Source organism: Haloterrigena alkaliphila (assembly GCF_017352155.2).
Lineage (GTDB): Archaea > Halobacteriota > Halobacteria > Halobacteriales > Natrialbaceae > Haloterrigena > Haloterrigena alkaliphila.
Map to the genome: position 1 here is coordinate 522,603 of NZ_CP071462.1, position 19,878 is coordinate 542,480.

Annotated in this window: 23 protein-coding genes; 9 read left to right on the forward strand and 14 right to left on the reverse strand. The window is 66.6% G+C overall.

Annotated elements, in window-relative coordinates; genetic code table 11:
- Window positions 1–555: a DUF6114 domain-containing protein gene (locus tag J0X25_RS21405; RefSeq protein ID WP_207289473.1), complete on the forward strand. Its 555-nt coding sequence runs from the start codon at window positions 1–3 to the stop codon at window positions 553–555.
- Window positions 556–639: 84 nt separating this feature from the next.
- Complete coding sequence (locus J0X25_RS21410) at window positions 640–1,101, forward strand: hypothetical protein (RefSeq protein ID WP_207289474.1); 462 nt, start codon at window positions 640–642, stop codon at window positions 1,099–1,101.
- Between the two features lie 63 nt (window positions 1,102–1,164).
- Here the strand turns inward: J0X25_RS21410 and J0X25_RS21415 are convergent, their stop codons facing one another.
- The 5 genes from J0X25_RS21415 to J0X25_RS21435 all read right to left on the reverse strand — a co-directional run bounded on the left by J0X25_RS21415 (window position 1,165) and on the right by J0X25_RS21435 (window position 4,808).
- Window positions 1,165–1,977, reverse strand: a complete 813-nt coding sequence (locus J0X25_RS21415) for a class I SAM-dependent methyltransferase (RefSeq protein ID WP_207289475.1) — start codon at window positions 1,975–1,977, stop codon at window positions 1,165–1,167.
- Window positions 1,978–2,104: 127 nt separating this feature from the next.
- The gene (locus J0X25_RS21420) at window positions 2,105–3,091 is read right to left on the reverse strand and encodes a hypothetical protein (RefSeq protein ID WP_226776986.1); all 987 of its coding nucleotides are present in this window, start codon (window positions 3,089–3,091) and stop codon (window positions 2,105–2,107) included.
- Between the two features lie 32 nt (window positions 3,092–3,123).
- Window positions 3,124–3,996, reverse strand: a complete 873-nt coding sequence (locus tag J0X25_RS21425; RefSeq protein ID WP_207289477.1) for a deoxyribonuclease IV — start codon at window positions 3,994–3,996, stop codon at window positions 3,124–3,126.
- Window positions 3,997–4,071: 75 nt separating this feature from the next.
- Complete coding sequence (locus J0X25_RS21430) at window positions 4,072–4,509, reverse strand: PIN domain-containing protein (RefSeq protein WP_207289478.1); 438 nt, start codon at window positions 4,507–4,509, stop codon at window positions 4,072–4,074.
- Window positions 4,506–4,808 carry an AbrB/MazE/SpoVT family DNA-binding domain-containing protein gene (locus tag J0X25_RS21435; RefSeq protein WP_207289479.1) on the reverse strand — a complete coding sequence of 101 codons (303 nt, stop codon included), beginning with the start codon at window positions 4,806–4,808 and terminating at the stop codon, window positions 4,506–4,508. The genes J0X25_RS21430 and J0X25_RS21435 overlap by 4 nt, the downstream gene beginning before the upstream one ends.
- A gap of 207 nt (window positions 4,809–5,015) precedes the next feature.
- Between J0X25_RS21435 and J0X25_RS21440 the strand changes: the two genes are divergently transcribed.
- Window positions 5,016–6,215, forward strand: coding sequence for a redox-regulated ATPase YchF (locus tag J0X25_RS21440; RefSeq protein ID WP_207289480.1), 1,200 nt, complete (start codon window positions 5,016–5,018; stop codon window positions 6,213–6,215).
- A gap of 38 nt (window positions 6,216–6,253) precedes the next feature.
- Here J0X25_RS21440 and J0X25_RS21445 read toward each other — a convergent pair whose 3' ends face one another.
- On the reverse strand, window positions 6,254–6,478 hold the full coding sequence (locus J0X25_RS21445; RefSeq protein ID WP_207289481.1) for a DUF8007 family protein: 225 nt from the start codon (window positions 6,476–6,478) through the stop codon (window positions 6,254–6,256).
- A gap of 173 nt (window positions 6,479–6,651) precedes the next feature.
- Between J0X25_RS21445 and J0X25_RS21450 the strand changes: the two genes are divergently transcribed.
- Window positions 6,652–7,323, forward strand: a complete 672-nt coding sequence (locus tag J0X25_RS21450) for a DUF8052 family protein (protein WP_207289482.1) — start codon at window positions 6,652–6,654, stop codon at window positions 7,321–7,323.
- Between the two features lie 139 nt (window positions 7,324–7,462).
- Here J0X25_RS21450 and J0X25_RS21455 read toward each other — a convergent pair whose 3' ends face one another.
- From J0X25_RS21455 to J0X25_RS21465, 3 genes are all read right to left on the reverse strand, one after another.
- Window positions 7,463–9,328, reverse strand: coding sequence for a carbon starvation CstA family protein (locus J0X25_RS21455; RefSeq protein WP_207289483.1), 1,866 nt, complete (start codon window positions 9,326–9,328; stop codon window positions 7,463–7,465).
- A gap of 167 nt (window positions 9,329–9,495) precedes the next feature.
- On the reverse strand, window positions 9,496–10,470 hold the full coding sequence (locus tag J0X25_RS21460; protein WP_207289484.1) for an ArsA family ATPase: 975 nt from the start codon (window positions 10,468–10,470) through the stop codon (window positions 9,496–9,498).
- Between the two features lie 28 nt (window positions 10,471–10,498).
- Window positions 10,499–10,795 carry a DUF7990 family protein gene (locus J0X25_RS21465; RefSeq protein ID WP_207289485.1) on the reverse strand — a complete coding sequence of 99 codons (297 nt, stop codon included), beginning with the start codon at window positions 10,793–10,795 and terminating at the stop codon, window positions 10,499–10,501.
- 382 nt (window positions 10,796–11,177) lie between these two features.
- Between J0X25_RS21465 and J0X25_RS21470 the strand changes: the two genes are divergently transcribed.
- Window positions 11,178–12,482: a CobW family GTP-binding protein gene (locus J0X25_RS21470; RefSeq protein WP_207289486.1), complete on the forward strand. Its 1,305-nt coding sequence runs from the start codon at window positions 11,178–11,180 to the stop codon at window positions 12,480–12,482.
- Between the two features lie 47 nt (window positions 12,483–12,529).
- Here J0X25_RS21470 and J0X25_RS21475 read toward each other — a convergent pair whose 3' ends face one another.
- Complete coding sequence (locus tag J0X25_RS21475) at window positions 12,530–12,943, reverse strand: SRPBCC family protein (RefSeq protein ID WP_207289487.1); 414 nt, start codon at window positions 12,941–12,943, stop codon at window positions 12,530–12,532.
- 115 nt (window positions 12,944–13,058) lie between these two features.
- On the opposite strand from J0X25_RS21475, the gene J0X25_RS21480 reads away from it, so the two are divergent.
- Both J0X25_RS21480 and J0X25_RS21485 read left to right on the forward strand, forming a co-directional pair.
- Window positions 13,059–13,286, forward strand: coding sequence for a DUF8107 family protein (locus J0X25_RS21480; RefSeq protein ID WP_207289488.1), 228 nt, complete (start codon window positions 13,059–13,061; stop codon window positions 13,284–13,286).
- Between the two features lie 142 nt (window positions 13,287–13,428).
- Window positions 13,429–15,072 (forward strand): spermidine synthase, encoded by a 1,644-nt coding sequence (locus J0X25_RS21485; RefSeq protein WP_207289489.1) that lies wholly within the window; start codon window positions 13,429–13,431, stop codon window positions 15,070–15,072.
- 136 nt (window positions 15,073–15,208) lie between these two features.
- Here the strand turns inward: J0X25_RS21485 and J0X25_RS21490 are convergent, their stop codons facing one another.
- The 4 genes from J0X25_RS21490 to J0X25_RS21505 form a co-directional block, all read right to left on the reverse strand.
- Entirely contained in the window at window positions 15,209–16,072 is an 864-nt protein-coding gene (locus J0X25_RS21490; protein ID WP_207289490.1) for an SDR family oxidoreductase, read from the reverse strand.
- A gap of 330 nt (window positions 16,073–16,402) precedes the next feature.
- Window positions 16,403–16,831 carry a universal stress protein gene (locus J0X25_RS21495; protein WP_207289491.1) on the reverse strand — a complete coding sequence of 143 codons (429 nt, stop codon included), beginning with the start codon at window positions 16,829–16,831 and terminating at the stop codon, window positions 16,403–16,405.
- A gap of 196 nt (window positions 16,832–17,027) precedes the next feature.
- A complete protein-coding gene (locus tag J0X25_RS21500; RefSeq protein WP_207289492.1) occupies window positions 17,028–18,674 on the reverse strand; it encodes an acetate--CoA ligase in 1,647 nt (548 codons plus the stop codon).
- Between the two features lie 135 nt (window positions 18,675–18,809).
- Window positions 18,810–19,004, reverse strand: coding sequence for a hypothetical protein (locus J0X25_RS21505; RefSeq protein ID WP_207289493.1), 195 nt, complete (start codon window positions 19,002–19,004; stop codon window positions 18,810–18,812).
- Window positions 19,005–19,080: 76 nt separating this feature from the next.
- Here J0X25_RS21505 and J0X25_RS21510 point away from each other — a divergent pair, with 76 nt between their 5' ends.
- Both J0X25_RS21510 and J0X25_RS21515 read left to right on the forward strand, forming a co-directional pair.
- Window positions 19,081–19,347, forward strand: coding sequence for a hypothetical protein (locus tag J0X25_RS21510; RefSeq protein WP_207289494.1), 267 nt, complete (start codon window positions 19,081–19,083; stop codon window positions 19,345–19,347).
- A gap of 1 nt (window position 19,348) precedes the next feature.
- Window positions 19,349–19,864 (forward strand): hypothetical protein, encoded by a 516-nt coding sequence (locus J0X25_RS21515; RefSeq protein ID WP_207289495.1) that lies wholly within the window; start codon window positions 19,349–19,351, stop codon window positions 19,862–19,864.
- The last annotated feature ends 14 nt before the right edge of the window (window positions 19,865–19,878 follow it).

Here is a 19,878-nt window from a genome sequence, read left to right on the forward strand (position 1 = left end):
ATGGCAACGCAACATAGTCAGGACGGCTCCGAAACGATCTCGGACCGCCTCTCGAGTCGGTTGAGCCGATTCAACGACTGGCGGACGCAACGGCCGTTCCTCGGCGGCGTGCTCCTGTGTCTGGCCGGGATCCTGATCACCTGGGTGCCGATGCAGATCCTGCCCGACCTCATCTTCATCGGCGGCCAGGTGGCGGGCTTTCTCGCCATCGGAGCCCTGTTCGGCGTGCTCGTCTTCCTGACGGGCATCTACGCGCTGTACAAGCCGACGCTGTCCGACGAGATCGGCGTCATCGGCGTCGTCCTGTCGATCTTCTCGCTGTTCGGCTCCCTCGGCGGGCTGTTCGTCGGGATGCTGCTCGGGATTCTCGGCGGCAACCTCTGTCTCGCGTGGCAGCCCGACGCGGAAGCGGTCGACGACACCGTGACGGAGCCGAGCAAGGTCGACAGAGCCGCCGCTCGGGTCCGCGGGAGTGTGCTGGGGGTCGTCGGGAAGTCGGTCGCTCGCTTGCGCGGCGAAACCGGGCGCGTCCAACGGGAGGGCGCCGACGAGTAACGTTTAGGCACATGATTCGAATCAGCGCGGTCGGCGACGACGGGCCGGTTCCCGACAGCCAGGAGAGCGAATCGCGTGAGCGCCATGAGTGAGTACGAGAGCTACGAGTTCGACCCGGAGGACGTATCGTTCGAGTGGTTCCACGGCTGGGTCGTCGTCGGCGCCGTCGTCGTCGGCGCGCTGGTCAATCTCACGGCGCTGATGGTGCCGCTGCTCGGCCAGATCGGCGGCGGGATCGTCGCCGGGTTCCTCGCCGCCTACGCCGTCGGCCGATTCGCGATGGGGTTGCTCCACGCGGCGATCGCGAGCACGCTCGTCGGCGGCGTCGCGGGAACGGTGACGGCGCTGCTCGGCGTGACCATCGGCCTCTTCAACGAACCGCCGCTGCTGGTGCTCAGCGGCATCGGCCCGGTCAGCCCGATGCTCTCGGGGCTCGGACTGCCGAGCGCCCTGCTGATCATCGCGGCTTTCGCGCTGCTCACCGTCGTCGACGGCCTCGTCGGCGGCCTGCTGGGCGCTGGCGTCCGGGCGCTGCTCCCGTGGTAACGCGCACACTCACTTCTCACTGTCCGACTCCTGGGACCCCGAAACCGGTCGACTCGAGATTCCTCAGGGGACCCGTCCGACCGTGACGAAAAACGGCACCGACTCCTCGCGTCTGTACTCCCGCCCTTCCATCTGGTCGATCACGTCCCGGCCCATCTCCCGCCACGCCCCCCGGAGGTCGTCGTACTGGGACTCGGTCAACGCCCCCGAGAGCATCGTCTCGCGGTCGTCGGCCAGCCCCGCGCCGGTCGCCTTCCGGCGGGCCGCCACCAACGCCAGTTCCCCGTACGGGGGTTCGACCGTTCGAACGTGGTCGTACCGGCGCGTCTCGCACACCTCGAGGCCCGCCTCCTCGAACGCCTCCCGCGCATCGGCGCCGAGCGCGACGTCCGTTCCCACGCCGTCGATGTAGGCCCGGCGCGCGCGCCGCTCGAGGTGATCCTCGCGCTCGACGCTCGAGTCGATCTCGACGGCCGCGTTGTCGGGTTCGACGGCCGCGACGAGGTCGGTCGAGACGCGCGCGAACTCCGCGACGGCGGCCGCCGGATCGGGGAGGTTGATCAACAGCGCCTGACAGACCGCGAGGTCGAAGCTGTCATCGGGGAACGGCAATCGGAGGGCGTCGCCGGCGACGACCGGAATCGATTCGTCGTCGCCGACCGCAATTTCGAGCAACTCGCGATCGGCGTCGCAGCCGACCACGGTTGCGTCGTCGGGCGCCTCCTCGCGCAGGACGCGGGTCAACTCGCCGGTGCCACAGCCAACGTCCAGAATTCGGTCGCGGGACTCGAGGTCGAGGGGCTTGAGGGCCTCGCGGGAGTCGTCCCACATCCCCTCGCGGGTCCGACGCAGGTAGTCCTCGGAGAACTCGCGCACGGCCGCTCGTAGAGCGGTCTCGAGTAAAAACGGGTCGGTTTCAGGTCTCGCTTCGCCGCTCGGGGAGTGGCGAACTCTCGCCGCGCAGTTCGCTCGAGTACGGCGTCCGTCGTCCCCAGCCCCTGCGTTACCGCCGCACGGCAGCGAAATACCAGTCGCCCTCGTACCGGGCGAACGACGCGAACTCTCCTCCGGCGAGCGTGAGACGGTCGAGGAGGTCGGCGAACCCGTCGGAATGGGGTTTACACGCCTCGTACATTCCGTTCCGCGCCTGCGAGACGATGTCGCGCTGGGCCGCCGTGAGGTCGTCGAGCACGACCCCTCGCGTCTCGAAGAGTCGCTCGGCGAACGCCGTCGTCGAATCCGCGACGCGTTCGGCGGTGACGGTGTGGTCGGCGACCGAGACGGATCGTTCTCCGTCGAACGTGATGCGAAGCGGGATCCCCTCCCACCGCACGTACTGAACGTCCGTCTCCGGAACGAAGACGGACTGCTCGCGCTCCCGCTCGCGTTCGTACGCGAACACGACGCTGAGCGTCGTTCCGTGTCCGTCGCGGACGCGGTGTCCGATACCGATCACGCCGAGAAGCGACTCGCGGTCGTGGGCCGGTAACGCGTCGAACCGATACACCGTGTCGTCGTCCGTCGGCCCACGCATCCCGTTCCCGAACTCGAGCGCGTATTCGTATCCGGTCGTGGACGCCCGATCGTGCGCCCCGGTCGTCACGCGATAGTAGGTCCGTTTGGGGGTCGTACTGACGAATTCCGTGTGGACGTCTGGAGCGTAGTACCCGCGCCGTGTCGCGTCACCGTCGTCGATCGCGTCCGCCACGAGCGACCGGGTTACCGGGGACAGGAACTCGAGCGGCGTGCTGTACTCGTTCGAGACGTGCGCGTCGCGTACCGTCTGCATCGAAAACGTCGTCTCCGCCGCGCAGCCGATCCCGAGCGACCGGACCGAACAACCGGCGAGCGCCGTCGCTCCGGCGGCAACGGTCGACTGGAGGAGGCGCCGCCTGGAATGTGGACGCGGAGCACGGGCCATACCTGTCATTGGTTTCACCGGTACGTAAGAATGGGGGTCCGCTACCCGGACGGAGGTCCCGTTACCCAAAGTGAGGGGCCGTTATCCGCGCTGATGGGCGGTCAGTCGTCATCTCGCAATTCTTTGACTTTCTCGATGTTCCACGCGAAGCCGCGGCCGTCCTCGGTGGGCGTCTCGAGCGCGAACGGCAGATCCCGCAGGTCCGGATGGTTCACGATCGCCTTCATGCCGTCCTCGCCGATGTAGCCCTCGCCGATGTGGGCGTGTTCGTCCTTGTGCGTGCCGACGTCGTGTTTCGAGTCGTTGAGGTGGATGTACTCGAGGTGCTCGAGGCCGACCTCGTCGTCGAATCGACCGACGGTTTCGTCGACCGCTTCCGGAGTCGTCAGGTCGTTGCCGGCCACGAGGGTGTGGGCGGTGTCGATACAGATGCCGATCTCCGTCTCGGTGCGGTCGATGATCCCCGCGAGGTGTGCGAACTCGCCGCCGAGTTTCGTGCCGCTGCCCGCGTCGGACTCGATGAGGATCTGGACGCCGTCGGGGACGTCGAGTTCGTCGATGACGCTCGCGGCGTTGTCGAGGCCGCCCTCGACGCCCGCACCGGTGTGGGCCCCGAGGTGGACGTTGACGTACGGAATCCCGAGTCGATCGGCGGCGTCGAGTTCCGCCTGCATGCTCTCCTTCGATTTCTGCCGCAGGTCCTCCTTCGGGGTGCAGAGATTCACGAGGTACGCCGAGTGGATCACCCACGGCCCCTCGAGTTGCTCGTCGGACGCTTCCCGAAAGCCGTCGGCGGCCTCGTCGCCGATTTCGGGCTGAGTCCAGACCTGCGGCGAGGTGGTGAAGATCTGTCCGCAGTTGCCGCCGAAGGCGCGCTGGCGGTGGACCGCGTTGCGGATGTCGTCGTACGGCGGCGTTTCGTCGTCGGAAGAGACGCGCGAGCCGGAGATGGATACGTGTGCGCCAACCTTCATGGTCGCTCGTCAGTACCGGTTCGTGATAGGTATACTGGTTTCCGCAGTCAAGAGACGCTGTCGTGTCGTCGAGATTTACACGCTCTCCGCTCGAAAGCGGAGGACGTCGATGTCGAGCGGAAGCGCGTCGAAATCGTCGTCGCCACCGACGACGAGCGTGGCGTCGTGCTCGAACGCGAGCGCCACCGCGTGGGCGTCAGCTAACGAAATGTGACCGTCGGCTTTCACCTCGCCTGCGAGACGCCAGTCGGCGCGCTCGAGGTCCAGCCCCCACCGCTCGAGGGCTCGAACGTCGCGATCGGCAGTTCGAAGCGAGGCGGACGTCGGCGTTTCGTCGACGCCTTCGAACCGGGCGACGAGGTAGAGTACCTCCGCGGCGTTCGTTTCGGTAAGAAGACCGTCAGCATCGCCACTGTTGACCGCGGTAAGGAGCGTCTCGACGGAATCGCGTCCCGGTTCATCATAGAGGTATGCGATGATCGCCTCAGTATCGAAGACGTACGTTTCCGTCATTCGTCCTCATCCCCGGGCCGAAGACGAGCGGCGCGTTCCGCCTCTCGCTCCCGCTCTTCGGCCCGCAACTCCCGAGTCCGATCGAGTACTGCACCGCGTTCACGGTCCGCATCGGCGTGGATGCCGCCGAGTTCATCGAGCGAGGGGATCGGTTCGACGACGATTCGACCCTCGTCCTCGTAGATGAACACCTCACCTGGCGCCTCGATTCCGAATTTCTCCCGCAACGATTTCGGGATCGTCGCCTGCCCCTTCTGAGAAACACGGACGACCTCCGGATCTCGAGTACTACTCGACATTACTAGTTGTACGTATGCGATACTCGTATTACAATCTGACGGTGATCGGGCCTCGTGTTGGCTGCAGTCTCGAACCGAGAGACGACGATAGCAACCGGGACAGTTCGCTCCCGTCCACTCGGTTCGGACCGATCGAGATAAGGTTTCTCATAGCACGCTCGAGTCTGAAGGAAAAGCCGTTTAATCACCCCGCTCCTCGGACGGACAATGAGTCGGAGTTACCGGATCGGACTCGTCGGCAAACCCTCCGTCGGCAAGTCCTCCTTCTTTAATGCGGCCACGATGAACGACGTGCCCGAAGGCGCGTACCCGTTCACGACTATCGACCCCAGCGTCGGCGAAGCCTACGTCCGCGTCGACTGTGCAGCCCCCGAGTTCGACGAGGAGTGTACGCCGAACGTCGGCTACTGCGACCACGGAACGCGGTTCGTTCCCACGAAACTCGTCGACGTCGCCGGACTCATCCCCGGCGCCCACGAGGGCAACGGGCTGGGCAACCAGTTCCTCAGCGACCTCAACGAGACCGACGTGCTCGTCCACGTCGTCGACTTCTCGGGCACGACCGACGCCGAGGGCGAACCCACCGAGGGCCACGACCCCCGCGAGGACATCGCCTTCCTCGAGGAGGAACTCGACCAGTGGTACCTGGGCGTCCTCGAGAAAGGTATCGAGCGCTACGAAACGGGCTACACGACCGAGGAGGACGCCATCGAGGAGGAACTCGCAGAACAGATGAGCGCGTTCCGGACGAACGAAGACGAGATCAAGCGCCTCATCCGGCGCACCGAGGTCGGTTTCGATCCCGAGGAGTGGGACGAGGAGGACCGACTCGAACTCGCCCGCGAGATCCGCAAGGAGACCAAGCCGCTGGTCATCGCGGCGAACAAGATGGACACGCCCGCGGCCCAGGAGAACTACGAGGAGATCGCGAGCGATCCGGCGTACGACCACCTGACGATCGTTCCCTGCAGCGCCCACGCCGAGAAGGCCCTGAAGTCCGCGGACAAGGCGGGCGTGGTCGACTACCGACCCGGCGATTCGGACTTCGAGATCACGGGCGACGTCTCGGGCGAGCAGGAACAGGGTCTCGAGCAGATTCGGGACTTCCTCGCCGAGTACGGCGCGACGGGCATCCAGGCGGCGCTGGAGACCGCGCTGTTCGACGTGCTGGGCGTCGTGCCGGTGTTCCCCGGCGGCGCGAACGGACTGGGGAACGAACGCGGCGAGGTGCTGCCCGACTGCTACCTGATCCCGCCGAACTCCACCGCGGAGGACTTCGCGTACAACCTCCACTCGGACATCGGCGACGGCTTCCTTCACGCCATCGACTGCCGGTCGAACCGCCAGTTAGGGAAGGGGTACGAGGTCGAGTCGCGGGACGTCATCGAAGTCATCACGACGAACTGACGGGGGAGCGCCGCCGCTCGAAGCTGACGTTCCTACCACTATCGCTGCCACGTGAATCGGCTCATCGCGTCGTCGAGTCGACTCGAGAGGCCCGAAATCCACCCGTCGGGTGAGAAGAGGCGCAATTGGTTCTCATCCACCTCGATCCGTTCCTCGCCGTACGGGTTGCGTTCGGCACGTTCATCGTCCCCGCGGTCGGTGTTGGCGACCTCGACCGCGACGGACGTCGAACATCGGCCACACGCTTCGCGGTCCGTTACCATGGGTATCTACGGCAGTGTAGGAGTCGACGACACTTAAATCACGGCGCGCGCCGCGGCGCTGCGGTGCCGACGGACTTTTGGTCGCGACGTGGCATCACTTCGCATGAACGATCAGACCGTCGGACGACGATCGTTCGTCCGGGACGTCCGGAATACTTCGACCGGGGCCAGCCATGAGTGATCCGCACACCGATACCGACGAGACCGCGACCGACTCGCCCGAAGATGCGACCGCCGACGCGGCGCCACCGGCGCCGGCGAGGGCAGCGGACGACGCCCTCGAGGACGTTCCCGACTGGGACGACGGGTACGTCGACCGGGTGAGCGACCGACTGTTTCACAACTACGACCTCGAGAAGGACTACGCTGCCGACGGGGAGCGCTTCACGCTCTACGGCCGGATGGAACTGGTGAACAAGAAGCACTTCCTCCACCCCGCGCTCTCGCTGGCCGAACACGAGTCGACCGAACACCTGTTCGTGCGGCGGGTCGACCGCGTCGACGACCGGACGCTCGATCGGTTCGTCGACCTCGGCGAGCGACTGGCCGACGACTGGATCGACCCCGACGAGGAACACTTCTCGACGGACTTCACGTTCGTCGCGATCGCGCCCTCGATCCCCGAAGCCGTCCGCGAGCGCGTCGCGGGCTACGACGGGCGAACGCTGCTGAAGTACGGGTATCACGGTCACTACGAGATCAACCTGGCCGTCGTCTCGCCCGACACGGAGGATCTGGTCGCGAGCGAGAACGCCGACGTCGCGACCGCCTTCCGGCTCTGGGATCCGATCGAGACGGACGAGTCGGGACTGCTCGGACTGCTTTCGCGGCGGCTCCAGTTGTAGCCCGACGCCGTCCAGCCGCCGACGCGTCACTCGAGGCGAAACCGGAGCGAAACGGCTGCGTGCTCCCCACTCTTCTGGGCTCGAATCGTCGAAAGAAGGGTCCGCAATCGGCGATCGCGATCCGCAGTCGCGACCCGACTCAGTCGTCGTCCGAACTGACGTCGGCCGCGACGCCGTCGCCCGTGCGACGGGCCGTCTTCATGTTGTCATAGCCGATCTTGAACAGCGACAGCGCCAGCCCGATGAGAATGGCGATGATCACGAGCTGTACGACCGCCGAGGCCTGAGCGAGCAGTTCGGTCTCCGCGTCGGCGGTGATTCCGAGCAGCCGACCGCCGAGGATCTGATAGAGCCCGGTCCAGGTGAGGCCGATGATCGTGATGGTCCCCATCAGCGCCATCGGGCCGCCGGTAGAGATCAGCTGCTTGGACTTGCTCCAGTTAGCCAGCCAGACGGTGCCGGTCAGCAGCGCCAGCGACGCCAGCAGCTGATTCGCACCGCCGAACAGCGTCCAGAGGTCTTCCCACCGACCGCTGCCGAGCAGGAAGAACGCGACGACCGCGATGAGCGTCGTGTTGACGTAGCGGTTAGCCGCGTACTGCTCGACGGTCGTCTCCGGCGTGCCGACGATCTCTTCCAACATGTATCGGCCCAGTCGAACGGCCGTGTCCATGCTCGTCAGCAGGAAGCTCGCGAGCACGAGCGCCATGAACGGCGCGGCGTACTCGAACGGGATTCCGAGCGCGGTGAGGATGGCGCCGCCGCCGGTCGCGAAGTTGGGCAACGCGAGCCCGATCCCGCCGCTACTGGCCGGAATCGCGACGACCGTCACCGCGCAGAGTGCGACCGCCGCCAGCAGGCCTTCGGCGAGCATTCCGCCGTAGCCGATCAGTCTGGCGTCGGTTTCCTTGTCCAACTGCTTGGCCGTCGTCCCCGACGAGACCAGCGCGTGGAAGCCGCTGATCGTCCCGCACGCGATGGTCAGGAACAACAGCGGGAACAGCGGCATGAGCGGGAGGTCCCCCGCGAGGGGACCGCCCCCTCCGAGGAAGCCGTACCACGCACCCGTCGTGATGTCGAGGCTCAGTTGCGCACCGGTCTCGGGGTGGACGGCGTCGCTTCCCATCCCGGTGATGAGTGTGCCGACGATGACCGCGAGCAGGCTCCCGCCGACCCCCGCGTACAGGAGGAACGACGAGAGGTAGTCGCGCGGCTGTAGCAGCATCCACACCGGCAGGACGCTCGCCGCCCCACCGTAGAGGAGCATTACCAGCACCCACGCACCGATGTTGGCGCTTCCGAGCAGCGACGGGAAGAACGACGCCGAGTCGAGCAAGACGATCGTCCCGCTGGAGTAGTCGCCGGGGACGATCGCGAGCGGGTACTGGATGCCGACCCAGACCGACGCGAAAACGCCGCCGACGAAGACGACCGTCCCGACCGAGAACGGGAGGTTCAACTGGTAGAGCCAGACCCCGAAGACGAACGCGAGCGTGACGTACAGCAGGCTCGCGGTCGCCGCCGACGGGTACGCGTTCAGCACGACGCCGATGACGAGCGCGAACACCGCGACGACGAGGATCGTCAGCAGGAAGGCGAACCACAGCAGCATGTCCTTCCCCCGTTCACCGACGTACTCGCCGATGATGTAGCCGATCGACTTCCCCTCGTGTCGGAGGCTGCCCGACAGCGAGATGAAGTCGTGAACCGCGCCGAGCAGCGGGTTCCCGATCGCGACCCACAGCACGGCCGGCACCCAGCCCCAGACCAGCGCGGCCGTGATCGGTCCGACGATCGGTGCCCCGCCCGCGATACTCGAGTAGTGATGCCCCAGTAGCACCGGCTTCTTCGCCGGTACGTACTCCTGTCCGTCCTGGTACTTGTGTGCTGGCGTCTCTCGGCTGTCGTCTAACCCCACGAACTGGGAGAGATACCGCCCGTACCCGATGTACGAGACGGAAAACGTCACCAGCACCAGTGCCACGATCCATATTACACCTGCCATGTTACCCTCTCTCTAGGAATCGATGGGACGGGAGGATTATAAATATAATTTATTGTGGATTGTACTAGGCCTGATCATATGTTCGTTACCGCGCGTAAACCGCCCTATATGTAATCGGTATTCGATTTACGAGAGATTGCCTATCACTCGAGCAACCGAACGCGCGATTACTCCGTCTGGGGCCGATCGTCCGCGACTCCGATCTCGAGGTCGTTCGCCACGTCCTCGAGCAGGCTCCCCCGGACCTCCTCGACGCGCGTCTCGATGGTCGCCACGACCGGCGGTTCGAACTCGCGCTCGATGCGCTCGAGGCGCTCGCGCTCGGTCGCCACGCGGTCGCGGAGGTAGGTCGCGCCGCGTCCCTCCTCGTGGGCCTCCGGTTCGGGCGTCAGCCGGTTGACGACCAGGCCGCGAACGGGCAGGTCGGCCTCGGCGAGCGTCTCGAGCGATCGGGCCGTCTCCCGGATCGAGAGTTCGTCGGGGTTCAACACGAGGTAGAACGACGCGTCCTCGCGAAGCACCTCGCCCGCGAACTCGAAGCGCTCCTTGCGTCCCTGGAGCCGAGCGAGGATCGGGTCGCCCTCCATCACGCGCCGGGGTTCCTGATTTCCGATGGCGGCCTTCTCGTAGAGGTCGATGCTGCGCTCGCGTTTGTCAATCAGCCGGTCGATCCAGCGCTCGAGCAGCTCGGGGAGGGCGAGCAGCCGCAGCGTCGAGCCGGTCGGCGAGGTGTCGAAGACGACGCGGTCGTAGTCGTCGGCGGTGCGCATCACCTCGACGAACCGGTCGAACAGCGCGGCCTCGTAGGCGCCGGGCGTCTGGTGGGCCATCTCGAGTTGCAGTTCGACCTCGTTGACCATCGTCGCCGAGAGCTGCGCGTTCAGCTGCTGGCGCAGCTCCATCAGGTGGTCCTGCACTTCCTGCTCGGGATCGATCTCCATCGCCGAGAGCCCGTCGTACCCCTCGACGGGCCGCGGGTCGTCGCCGAACTCCTGGTCGAAGACGTCGGCCGTGCTGTGGGCCGGGTCCGTCGAGACCACGAGCGTTTCCAGCCCTGCGTTAGCACACTCGAGCGCGTAGGCGCTCGAGACGGTCGTCTTCCCCACGCCGCCTTTGCCGCCGAAGAAGGTGAACCGTGTCATCGCGTTAGATGGTAAGCGTCGTCATCGATCAGAAGTGGTACTGGTGGCCCTTGCGCTCGATCACCGACTGGCGGTCCCACATCCGGCGCTCCCAGGCCTGGTACTCGTCCTCGAGGTAGGGGAGGAGTTCGGCCGTGTAGTAGGAGACGGGGCTCGGGATCCCGAACGCGTCCGGGAAGCAGGCGAGCATGAACGCGTCCTCCGTGTCCTCGGCCTCGGCCTCGACCTTCTCGTAGGCGGGGTGGGTGAACATCCCGTGGTAGAGCCCCCGGAGCCACTCCTCGAGGGTGGTCCGAAACGCGGCGATCCGATCGGCGAGTGTCATCGTCGGTCATGCTCGGGCCCGGAGACAAAAAGATATCGCGTCCGGCGGTTCGACGCGAAATCGCTGCCCCTGTCGCGCAGTGCGCACTTTATCGGTCGAATCTCGGCAGACGAACGTCTACCCAACAGTTACCAGTGTGGCCGTGGAACGACAGTTCGCGCACACCCTGTCGCCGACCCGCGGTCCGCCCGCTCCGGTGGCATCACGGCTCCTCACCGGTTCCGTGCCCTGAAAACGGGAGCGGGTGGTGTGTCTTGTTTCGAGAAGCTCCCGTGGTAACTAGTCACAACTGCACGCTAATAATGGCATCGGCTAGCACCGATCGAGCACCGCGGCGCCGGCGATACGACGCTTCTTGACCCTCGAGTCCCAACCACCCGGCATGAACGCCGAATCGGACGCCATCCCGGTCACCGTGCTCTCGGGGGCCCTCGGAGCGGGGAAGACGACGTTGGTCAACCACCTCCTGCGGAACGCCGGCGACCGCGACCTCGCCGTCCTGGTCAACGACATGGGTGCAGTGAACGTCGACGCCGAACTCGTCGCCGAGGGGTCGGACCTCGAGGTCGAGGGCGGCGTCGCGGAACTCTCGAACGGCTGTATCTGCTGTGAACTGCAGGACGACCTCGAGACGGCGGTCGTCCGACTGGCCCGCGAGCGCGACTTCGACCACCTGCTCGTCGAGTGTTCGGGAATCTCCGAGCCCGAACCGGTCGCGCGCCTGTTCACGACCACCTCGCGAGTCGCCGCGAGCTATCGGATCGACGCGCTCGTCACGGTGCTCGACACCCGGCTCTTCCTCGATTATTTCGCGGGCGAGGGCGTTCCCGAACGCCGCGGTGAGAGAACGGCCGAAGCGGGCGCGAGCGGCGAGTCCCCCGACGGGACGGGCACGGACGGCGACGATGCCGACGGGACGGAATCGGGAGGCGACGCCGACGAGACCCGGCCGCTCTCGGACCTGCTGCTCGAGCAACTCGAGGTCGCCGACCTCGTCCTGCTCAACAAGTGTGACCGCTGTGATCCGGCGGAACTCGAGGAGGCCGAAGCGCTCGTCCGCGCGCTCCGACCCTCAGCGGAGACGATCCGCACGGAGTTCAGCGCGGTCGACCCCGACCGCGTGCTCGGTGTCGACCTGTTCGATCCCGGCCGGACGGGCGAGGCCGCCGGCTGGCAGCGCGCGCTGGCCGACGATGGCGAGGGCCAGAACGCCCACGATAACGGCCACGACCACCGCCACCCGGACGAGGTGTACGGCGTCGATTCGTTCGTCTTCCGCGAGCGACGGCCGTTCCACCCCGAGCGGTTCGCCGCCTTCCTGCGGGGGCTTCCGGACGGCGTCGTGCGCTCGAAGGGCGTCGCGTGGGTCGCCGGTCGGGACGTGAAAATCGACGTCGCGCAGGCCGGCCCCTCGGTTCGCGCGAGCGTCCGCGGCCCGTGGATCGCCGCCCTCCCCGAGGTGCGACGGGATCTCTACCGGTCGAATCGACCCGACCTCGAGTGGCACGACGACCACGGCGACCGCCGGTCGGAACTGGTCTTCATCGGCACCGACACCGAGGAGGAACGGCTCCGCTCGGAACTCGAGGACTGTCTGGTCACGGACGAGGAGTGGGATCGCGCGGACGCCCTCGAGAACCCGTTTCCGGACGAAGGCGACGATGCCGTCGTGATACGCGAGTCCTGATCGGCTGAGCGGTCGCCCCGGCAAGCGGGCGGGACGGGACAGAGCGATCAGTCGAAGGCGTCTTCGACGGCCTCGAGCAGCCGCGTCACCTCGCCGCCGCGCTTCCAGGCGGCGATCCGGTCGCCGAAGGGCAGCGGCGCCGCCAGCGAGGCCGACGACCGGACCGTGACCCGAGTGCCCGAGTCAGCGTCGGCGTCCTCGAGTTCGATCCACGTCTCCATCGCCGAGAACGGTCCCTGCTCGCCCGCCTGCGTGTAGTAGATCGCCCCGTCGCGGTCCTCGAATCGCAGCGGCAGCGCCATGCCGGGCCCGCTGGCGACGACGACCACCGCGTCGTCGCGGTTCTCGACGGATTCGACGTCGAAACTCCCCTCCGCGCGGACGATCGTCGGGGGATCCAGCCACTCCGAGAGCTCCGCGGGCGTCGCGTCGACGACTCGAGACGCCGTCACCTCGCGCATACCGGGCACGTTCGCGGGGACCGGCATAAATACCGGTGACGTCGACGGATGCTGTGGACGTGCTCGCGACCCGGCGTGGGAAACGACTAAGTGATCCACGGCCCCGTATTCGGCCATGTCAGCCGGCCCTAACGGCGAGCGAGACGGGCTCCAAGAGGGACTCGAGTCCTCGGAGGGCGACCCGCGGGTGATACTCGCGATGAACGCGGTGCTGTCGACGGTGTTCGCCGCGCTGATCGTCTGGGGCGCGTCCATCGTCGGCACTCTCGAGTACGACCTCCCGACCGTCGCGGTCGCCGCGGTCGCGCTGTTCGTGCTCACGCTCGTGATGACGCGGCGCTGAGCGGCGTTACCGCGGAACCGAACAGCGTTACCGCGGGACTGAACGGCATCACCGCGGGACCGAACGACGTCGCCTGGATCACCGATCGCGAGGTCGCGACCGAGGCGACAGGTACACGTCGCCGGGCCGCCTTCGTCCGATAATGACCGCGCGGAGCGCGCTTTCCTATCGGCCCACGAACCCCGAACTCGCCGTCTTCGTCTCGGGGATCACCAGCATGGGTATCGAGATTCTCGCCCTCCGGATCGTCGCGCCGCAGTTCGGGAACCACATCTACACCGTCGGGGGCATCATGACGGTCTGTCTCGCGGCGTTGAGCCTGGGCTACTGGCAGGGCGGTAAGCGGGCACCGGACGCGACGAATCGGCAGATAACGTGGCTGTTACTCGCCACGGCGACCTACATCGGCGTCGTGATCTTCGCCAGCGACCTGCTGTTGCTCCAGACGTCGTCGCTGCCGCTGTCGCCGCGGTACGCCGCCCTCCCGGCGTCGATCGCCCTGTTCGGACCGCCGACGTACCTGCTCGGGTTCATCAGCCCCTACGCCGCCGAACTCTCCCAGAAGAAGAGCACCGGCGAGGCGTCTGGCCACGTTTACGCGCTGGGGACGATCGGCAGCATCCTCGGGTCGGCCGCGACCACGTTCGTCCTCATCCCCGCGCTGACCGTCGACACGATCGGGCTGGTCTTCGGCGTCGCCCTCGTCGGAACCGCGCTCTTCCTCGAAGCGCCCGCGCTGCCCCGGAAACCGACGCTCGCGAGCGTCGGCGTCGCGGTCCTGCTCGTCGCCGCGACCGGCGTCGGCCCGGTCGCGCTCGACTACCGCGGCGACGTCGTCTACCAGACCCAGACCGCCTACCAGGAACTCGAGGTCGTCGACAACGGCGACGTCCGCACGCTATACCTGGGCGGCGCCCGGCACAGCGCGATGGACCTCGAGGATCCCGACCGCCACGTCTTCGAGTACACGACGTACTTCCACCTGCCGATGCTCATGGCCGACGACGTCGACGACGTCGGCGACGTGCTGTTCATCGGGGGCGGCGGCTACACAGGGCCGAAGGACTTCGAACGCAGCTACGACGTCGACGTCGACGTCGTCGAGATCGATCCCGAGGTGACCGACACCGCCGAGGCGTACTTCGGCCTCGAGCACGGCGAGAACATGACCACGCACACGACCGACGGCCGGCAGTACCTCCAGAACACGGGCGAGGAGTACGACCTGATCGTCCTCGACGCATACAAGAAGGATCAGGTTCCCTTCCACCTGACCACCGTCGAGTTCATGGAACTGGTCTCCGATCGCCTGGCCGACGACGGGCGCTTCCACGCCAACGTCATCGCCGCGCCGACGGGATCGGCCGGCGAGTTCTACCGCGCCCAGCGGAAGACGATGGACGAGGCCTTCGGCGAGACGTACGCCTTCCGCACCTCGGACGCCAACGCCATCCAGAACATCGAGATCGTGGCCACGAACGAGGAGACCGACTTCACTGCGGCCGAACTCGACGACAGAAACGCCGAGCGCGACCTCCCCGTCGACCTCGCGGAGCAAATCGACAACCGCCTGGGCGCCCTCGAGGCCACCGACGCGCCCGTCCTCCGGGACGACCGCGGCGAGGTCGACAGCCTACTCGATCCGATGCTGGGCCAGCGCTACGTCATCGAGGAGAGCGACGGCGACACGGCCAGCGGCGACGGCGAAACCCCCTCGATCGCCGCCGGAACGGTGCCGCTCGCGGTCGCCGGCCGGATCGGAAGGCGGGAGCCGGCGGAATCGTAGTCGATCGCACCAGTCACACCTCCTCGAGTCATCCGGTAGAATCACCTCGTATTCGCCACTCGCCACCGGGGTCCAACAGTCGACGCCCGGAGTTCGTCACTCGCCACCGGGCCTGTCACGCGACGTCCGGAATTCGTCACTCCGACCGGCGATAGTCGGGATCGAACAACTGCGCCGACCGCGGATCCGGATCGCCTTCGGTGAGGTTGTACCGCGAGAAGTCCTCGACGCCCGCCTCGCGCAGTAGTTCCTCGTCGTAGACGGCGTTCCCGGTGAACTCGGCGGGGTCCCGGGAGAGGATCTCGAGGACCGCGTCGCTCACGATTTCGGGCGTCCGCCAGTCGTCCTCGGTCCCCATCCCGAAGTACCGCGTCGCGCGGGTGTCGATGGCCGTTACGGGCCAGAAGGCGTTGCAACCCACGTCGTCGGCCGCGAGTTCCTCCGCCATCGAGAGCGTGACGAAGGACATCCCGAGTTTCGACCAGGCGTAGGGTGCCGATCCCGGAGCGCGATCGATCGTCACCGGCGGCGCGTTCGCGAGCAGCCACGCGTCCTCGACATCCCGCAGGTGGTCGGCGAAGGCCCTCGCGACCAGATACGTCCCGCGCACGTTGACGTCCGTCAGGAGGTCGAAGCGCTTCGGCGGGAGGTCCTCGACGGTCGCGATCTGGATCGCGCTCGCGTTGTTGATCACGATCTCGACGGTCCCGAACTCGTCGATGGCGCGCTCCGCCGCGGCCTCGACGGCCGCCGGGTCCCGGACGTCCAACTGAACGGGGAGCGCGTCGACGCCGCGCTCCTCGGCTTCGCGGGCCGTTTGCTCGATCGTCCCCTCGAGGTCGTTGTCCTCGAAATCATCGTCCGTTTCGCTCGTCTTGCCCGTCGAGACGATATTACAGCCCTTCTCGGCCAGTGCGAGCGCGATCGATTTCCCGATGCCGCGGGTCGTGCCCGTGATGAACGCCGTCTTCCCGGAGAGGTCCGGGTTCTCGAGTGCCATATACTGTCATTCATCTGTCGGGGGATAAGTAGCGGTGAAACCGGCAGGGATGGCGACGATTCGGTCCGTAGCGCGTCTTCGGCGCCGCCAGCGCGCCGGTTCGGCATACCAATCAGACTCAGTTACTATCACGACTATAAACTAATTGCCGCGATATCAAATCTCGGGAGTCGAACGAGAACGAAGCGGAATGACAGACGCTCAGGAGGTGCGGAAGCGTCGAGGACGCCGAAACGGGCCGCACGGCCATCGCTGAACGGGCGCTCGTCGATCGACGCAGCGTCGCCACTGCGGGTCTGAGCGGTCAGTAGAACGCCTCGAGGCGCGGTTTCAGTCTTCGCTGCCGCCGCCCGTGACGACGACCGGCCGGTCGGTGTTGAGGATCACCGACTGCGTGACGCTGCCGAACACCGCCTTGCCGACCGGCGAGCGCTTCCGGCCGCCGAGGACGATGGCGTCGACGTCGTGGTCCGCCGCGGCCTCGAGAATGTCGCCGTCCTCGACGGAGCCGCTGCCCTCGAGAATCGTCGTCTCGACGCCCGCCGCCTCGAGGCGTTCGTTCGCTCTGCGGACGGAGCCGATCCGCGACGCGGATTTGAACTGCTCGAACTCTTCGGGCAGGTCCGCGCTCTCCTCGTCGAAGATGAACAGTACGTACGCTTCGACCGATTCGGCCGCGTCGGGTAGCGACGTGACGTACTTCGCCTGTTCGAGCGCTCGGTCCTCGTTGGTGTCGACGGGGACTAAAACGCGATACATGAACCGAATTTCACACGGACACGTAATAAAACCGACTCACGGAACCGGTTCGTTGGAACGAACGCGAGGCGATGAAAAGGCCTCCGCGAGATCGAGTGCAAGGGTGAAACGGCGGACGCGAGACCGATCACAGGAGTGGAACGGTAGCTGCGGAGTCAGCGCGGTGACGTCGATGAGTCCCCCTAGCGCGTCGCGTCTACTCGCCGTCGCGCAGCGAGCGCCGCTGGATCTTGCCGGTGGTCGTCGTCGGCAGTTCGTCGACGAACGCGACGTGTTTGGGGTACTCGTACTCCGCGAGGCGCTCCCGGACCAGGTCGCGGATCTCCTCGCGGAGCGCGTCGGGGTCGTAGTCGTCGGTCGCCGGCTGGACGTAGGCCTTGATCGCCTCGCCGCGGGTCTCGTCGGGGACGCCGACGACGCCCGCCTGTTCGGTCTGCGGATGGTGCAAAATCGCCTCCTCGACCTCCATCGGCCCGACGCGGTAGCCGCTGGTGAGGATCACGTCGTCGGTCCGGGAAACGAACCAGCAGTAGCCGTCGTCGTCGCGCTCCACGAGGTCGCCCGTGAGGAACCATCCGTCCTCCGTCCGCTTGTTTTCGGTCTTCTCCGGGAGCTTCCAGTACTCGTCGAAGAAGACGCGTCGGTCGTCGGGCTTGACGGCGAGTTCGCCCACCTCGCCCGCCTCGAGTTCCTCACGCGTCTCGGGGTCGAGTACAGTCACCTCGTAGCCGGGGAACGGCTTACCCATGCTCCCCGGACGGGTGTCGAACCACGACGACGAGTTGCCGACGACGAGGTTGAGTTCGGTCTGGCCGTAGAACTCGTTGATCGCGATGTCCGCGAACGTTTCGTCGACCCAGTCGACGACTTCCGAGGTGAGGGGTTCGCCCGCGGAGGCGAACGTCTCGAGGTCGAGATCGAATCGCTCCTCGGGGTCGTCGACCGACATCAGCATCCGGAGTGCCGTCGGCGGCATGAACGCCTTCGTTACGCCGTGGCGCTCCATCAGGTCGTACGCCTCCTCGGGGTCGAACCCGTCGCGGGGCCAGCCGACGATCGTACAGCCGTGGTGCCACGCCGCGAAGAGGGTCCCGCCGAGGGCGGCACCCCAGGCCCAGTCCGCGGGCGTCCACAGCGTCGTTTCGCCCGGCTCGAGCCCCTGGTCGAAGTAGTTGTACGCCGCCGCGGCCCGGCCGAGCCACAGCGCGTGAGAGTGGCGGACGCCCTTCGGCGGCCCCGTGGAGCCGCTGGTGTACATGATCGCCGTGGGCGTCTCGGAGGTCGCGTCGTAGACGTCGATGCCGGGGTCGTACTCAGCGAGCAGGTCGTCGAAGGCGTGGGCATCGCCAGCCACCGATTCGGCGCCGCCGAGTTCGATCACGTGCTCGAGGTCGGGACACTCCTCGCGGATCTCCTCGATCGTCTCGCGGACGCTCGGGTCGACGACGACCGCCGCCGCCTCGCTGTCCGCGAGCCGGTACTGCAGGGCGTCGCGCCCGAAGAGCACGGTGAGGGGTACGGAGACGGCCCCTAGCTTCCAATTCGCGAGGTGCGAGATCGGGTTCTGGGGCTTCTGGGGGACGACGACGCCGACTCGGTCGCCCGTCTCGACGCCCAGATCGGCCAGCGCGGCGGCGATCCGGTCGGAAGCGTCGTCGAGGTCGTCGAACGAGTAAGTCTCGAGGCCGCCGTCGGGAACCTCGTAGCGAAGCGCGGTTCGACTCGTGTCGTCGTGTTTCCGGAGGAAGTCGACGGCCGGGTTAAACTCCTCGGGGAGGTTCCATCGAAATTCCTCGCGGGCCTGCGCGTGGGTGTCGAACGACGGCATCACCGTCCAGGTCATACGCGGGGCTTCCGGAGCCAGGACATAGCGTTTTTCGACACCGCTCGGCGAGAACTGGCGTCGGTGGAAACCGAGCGGTGATTTTCCCCCCGATTCCGCGACGCGTGGCGCGACCCGATATCGGCCGGCGTCGGCCTACTCCTCGTCTTCCGCTTCGCCTTCCGTCTCTTCTTCCCCTTCGACCTCGATCTCGGCTTCGACCTCGATCGTCAGCCCGTCGGTCTCGAACTCGCCCTCGAACTCGCGGCGGTCCGCGGCCTCGAGTTCGAGTTCCTCGCTGTCGACTTCGACCTCTACCTCGACATCGACGGTGACGTCGGAATCCTCCATACTCGCGCTTCGACGGAGATCCCTAAAGAAGTGGTGCGGTTTTTCGCCGGGCGAACCCGCCGCGACGGGAATCGGTATGTGGGTGGCTTGCCACGATGGAGGCATTCAGGGGACCCTCGAGCGCGCCGAGGCCACCGAGGCCGTCGCGGCCGATCCGCGCGGCGTGTTCGATCACGCCTACGACGAGCCGAGACTCCGACTCGAGGACCAGCGGCGCGCGCTCGCGGTCCTCACGAACCACACGGCGACGCCGAATTACTCGATTGTGAGTGACTATTTTACCATAAAGGCGGAACAGGGACAGGATAACGGCTACCCCGTAGTCGTCCCCTCTCTCGGGTAACATGCAACTCGAACAGCCGACCCAGGTCGAGCAGTCGACGCAGGAGTCGGGCTGGAGCGGGACGGTCCCCAGCGCCGTCGACGCGCGGGTCCTCGGACTCGTCGTCGTGGTGGGCGGACTGGCGGCGTCGTTGAACATCCCCTACGGCGGGCTCCCGATGGCCCTCGCGGCGTTCGGCCTGCTCGTCGGCGGCGGCGTCGTCGCCCACGTGCTCGGCGAACGGAAACTGCGCCGGATCACCGACGGACTCGTCGAGCGATGGGTCGACGACGGCGCCCACATCGAAGACGTCACCCGGTCGTCCGACTGGATGCAGACCGAGTGGACGGTCCACACGCCCGACGGCGAGATCCGAATCGGCGGCCTCGCGCTGGTCCCGATCAGCCGCTTCTCGGTCGAGTGGCAGGGGATGGGCGACGCGATGAACGCCAGCGAGGCCGAGGAGAACCTCGACGCCCTCGCGAAGGGACTCTACGCGGAGTTCTTCGACATCGGTTCCGCGACCCAGCGCTCGTAACGCCGGTTCACCAC

Excerpts from the sequence above, each read along its gene's own strand:
- J0X25_RS21430 (WP_207289478.1), bottom strand. The coding sequence starts at position 4,509 with ATGACGGAAACGTACGTCTTCGATACTGAGGCGATCATCGCATACCTC.
- J0X25_RS21410 (WP_207289474.1), top strand. The coding sequence starts at position 640 with ATGAGTGAGTACGAGAGCTACGAGTTCGACCCGGAGGACGTATCGTTC.
- J0X25_RS21450 (WP_207289482.1), top strand. The coding sequence starts at position 6,652 with ATGAGTGATCCGCACACCGATACCGACGAGACCGCGACCGACTCGCCC.
- J0X25_RS21405 (WP_207289473.1), top strand. The coding sequence starts at position 1 with ATGGCAACGCAACATAGTCAGGACGGCTCCGAAACGATCTCGGACCGC.
- J0X25_RS21445 (WP_207289481.1), bottom strand. The coding sequence starts at position 6,478 with ATGGTAACGGACCGCGAAGCGTGTGGCCGATGTTCGACGTCCGTCGCG.
- J0X25_RS21485 (WP_207289489.1), top strand. The coding sequence starts at position 13,429 with ATGACCGCGCGGAGCGCGCTTTCCTATCGGCCCACGAACCCCGAACTC.
- J0X25_RS21475 (WP_207289487.1), bottom strand. The coding sequence starts at position 12,943 with ATGCGCGAGGTGACGGCGTCTCGAGTCGTCGACGCGACGCCCGCGGAG.
- J0X25_RS21500 (WP_207289492.1), bottom strand. The coding sequence starts at position 18,674 with ATGACCTGGACGGTGATGCCGTCGTTCGACACCCACGCGCAGGCCCGC.
- J0X25_RS21515 (WP_207289495.1), top strand. The coding sequence starts at position 19,349 with ATGCAACTCGAACAGCCGACCCAGGTCGAGCAGTCGACGCAGGAGTCG.
- J0X25_RS21510 (WP_207289494.1), top strand. The coding sequence starts at position 19,081 with ATGTGGGTGGCTTGCCACGATGGAGGCATTCAGGGGACCCTCGAGCGC.
- J0X25_RS21480 (WP_207289488.1), top strand. The coding sequence starts at position 13,059 with ATGTCAGCCGGCCCTAACGGCGAGCGAGACGGGCTCCAAGAGGGACTC.
- J0X25_RS21490 (WP_207289490.1), bottom strand. The coding sequence starts at position 16,072 with ATGGCACTCGAGAACCCGGACCTCTCCGGGAAGACGGCGTTCATCACG.
- J0X25_RS21425 (WP_207289477.1), bottom strand. The coding sequence starts at position 3,996 with ATGAAGGTTGGCGCACACGTATCCATCTCCGGCTCGCGCGTCTCTTCC.
- J0X25_RS21460 (WP_207289484.1), bottom strand. The coding sequence starts at position 10,470 with ATGACACGGTTCACCTTCTTCGGCGGCAAAGGCGGCGTGGGGAAGACG.
- J0X25_RS21470 (WP_207289486.1), top strand. The coding sequence starts at position 11,178 with ATGAACGCCGAATCGGACGCCATCCCGGTCACCGTGCTCTCGGGGGCC.
- J0X25_RS21440 (WP_207289480.1), top strand. The coding sequence starts at position 5,016 with ATGAGTCGGAGTTACCGGATCGGACTCGTCGGCAAACCCTCCGTCGGC.
- J0X25_RS21495 (WP_207289491.1), bottom strand. The coding sequence starts at position 16,831 with ATGTATCGCGTTTTAGTCCCCGTCGACACCAACGAGGACCGAGCGCTC.
- J0X25_RS21435 (WP_207289479.1), bottom strand. The coding sequence starts at position 4,808 with ATGTCGAGTAGTACTCGAGATCCGGAGGTCGTCCGTGTTTCTCAGAAG.
- J0X25_RS21455 (WP_207289483.1), bottom strand. The coding sequence starts at position 9,328 with ATGGCAGGTGTAATATGGATCGTGGCACTGGTGCTGGTGACGTTTTCC.
- J0X25_RS21465 (WP_207289485.1), bottom strand. The coding sequence starts at position 10,795 with ATGACACTCGCCGATCGGATCGCCGCGTTTCGGACCACCCTCGAGGAG.
- J0X25_RS21505 (WP_207289493.1), bottom strand. The coding sequence starts at position 19,004 with ATGGAGGATTCCGACGTCACCGTCGATGTCGAGGTAGAGGTCGAAGTC.